Origin of the sequence: Bacillus sp. FJAT-26390, from assembly GCF_001682865.1 — a bacterium.
Classification (GTDB): domain Bacteria; phylum Bacillota; class Bacilli; order Paenibacillales; family Paenibacillaceae; genus Pristimantibacillus.
Genome location: NZ_MAQX01000019.1, coordinates 1 through 1,351, shown reverse-complemented (window position 1 = coordinate 1,351; position 1,351 = coordinate 1). Strand labels below are relative to the sequence as shown.

Here is a 1,351-nt window from a genome sequence, read left to right as displayed (position 1 = left end):
TAATGATATTCTGGGCACTCCATGCGTCATATCTTCCGCAAGTCCTTTTACTTGAATGGAATTGGATTGCATGGTCTGCATTTGTTGCCTCCCTTAAATGAAGGTTTTGCCTATAATTTAATCAACACTTCCGTGCCGTCCTGGGTCTGGACATCGACCAGAACCGCCCCTTTGCAGCGTTGCAACTCCTTGATGAGCTGCCTGATCGCTTGCTTCGTGTTTTGGTTTTCGAGAATCGACAGCACCAGTTCAATCCCAAACTGGCTGCTGTCCGATTCAAAATCATGCTTCCGGCTCAAGTGCCCATCCGCATGTCTGCCGTGCTTGTTCATCCAATCCTTCACAATGCGTTGGACTAATTTAGAAGTCAGTATACCGCTCCCCATGCGCAACATAGCATACGGGACCGGAATCGTAAAAGCGTGCTCCTTGCTTTTAACCTTCACAATCATCATGACCTCTCACTCAATCACTACGGTGACGGTATCCTTTTCACCAGAGCGGATGTCAATGATTTGCCCGTCAAGCTCGTTCTCAATTGCATCGATCAGCAGGTCGATATCGATATCCTTCACATATTTCGCAGCCTGCGGAATATTGGACGCGATGCTGTGCCCCGCTCCGAGAACAGCCTTCACCAGTTTAATCGGCAAATTGATGTTGACGTTATCGTTTTCTTGGGATGTTACCCGAATTTTCAACGTTTTGTCTAAATAACGGCCGGATGCCGATGACTGTTTCTTGAAATAGTCTGGTTTCCCCAGCATCTGTACGGCTTGCGATGTATGAGCCGCTTGCTTCTCCTTCGGCGCGTCAATCAACTCCGAAGCCGTGTTTGAATCAATTTTACCTTCCTGCATCATGGACAGTACTTTGCCGATTTCTTCTTTCATCGTTTCTTCCGCCTCCTTATTCACTCTTCAACATTTTGACCGCCTCATCCGCGGTGATTTCGCCATTTTGAAGCATGGAAATGACCTTCTTCTCATCGACTTCCGGCTTCTTCTGCGTATCGTATCCGAGGGCCGTAATAATATCATTGAGCTTGCCGCGCACCGTCGGGTAAGATATGCCGAGCTCTTTCTCAACTTCCTTTATGTTGCCCCTGTTGACTAGAAAGGTGATTACAAAATGGAGCTGTTCCGGCGAGAGCAGAGCAAGCTTTGATAATTCAAACGTGTTCTCAATCGTCGTCCGGCAATGTCCGCATTCCAGCTTGACGGCGTGCAGTTGATGGTCGCATACGGGACACTGTGTGATGATAGGATATCTCATACTCTACTCCTCTCTTTTTTTGAATTATAAATCAACATATTCAATTTGTAAATGCATTTTATTAATTATTTTAATA

At 46.1% G+C, this 1,351-nt stretch carries 3 protein-coding genes; all 3 read right to left on the bottom strand.

Annotated features, from left to right (window positions below):
* Window positions 1-110 precede the first annotated feature (110 nt).
* The 3 genes from A7975_RS17220 to A7975_RS17210 are packed head-to-tail and all read right to left on the bottom strand — an operon-like array spanning window position 111 to window position 1,275.
* On the bottom strand, window positions 111-446 hold the full coding sequence (locus A7975_RS17220; RefSeq protein ID WP_141680342.1) for a hypothetical protein: 336 nt from the start codon (window positions 444-446) through the stop codon (window positions 111-113).
* Window positions 447-461: 15 nt separating this feature from the next.
* On the bottom strand, window positions 462-893 hold the full coding sequence (locus tag A7975_RS17215; RefSeq protein WP_065385940.1) for a hypothetical protein: 432 nt from the start codon (window positions 891-893) through the stop codon (window positions 462-464).
* Between the two features lie 16 nt (window positions 894-909).
* Window positions 910-1,275 carry a DUF2089 domain-containing protein gene (locus A7975_RS17210; RefSeq protein WP_065385939.1) on the bottom strand — a complete coding sequence of 122 codons (366 nt, stop codon included), beginning with the start codon at window positions 1,273-1,275 and terminating at the stop codon, window positions 910-912.
* Window positions 1,276-1,351: the final 76 nt, after the last annotated feature.

Excerpts from the sequence above, each read along its gene's own strand:
- A7975_RS17210 (WP_065385939.1), bottom strand. The coding sequence starts at position 1,275 with ATGAGATATCCTATCATCACACAGTGTCCCGTATGCGACCATCAACTG.
- A7975_RS17215 (WP_065385940.1), bottom strand. The coding sequence starts at position 893 with ATGAAAGAAGAAATCGGCAAAGTACTGTCCATGATGCAGGAAGGTAAA.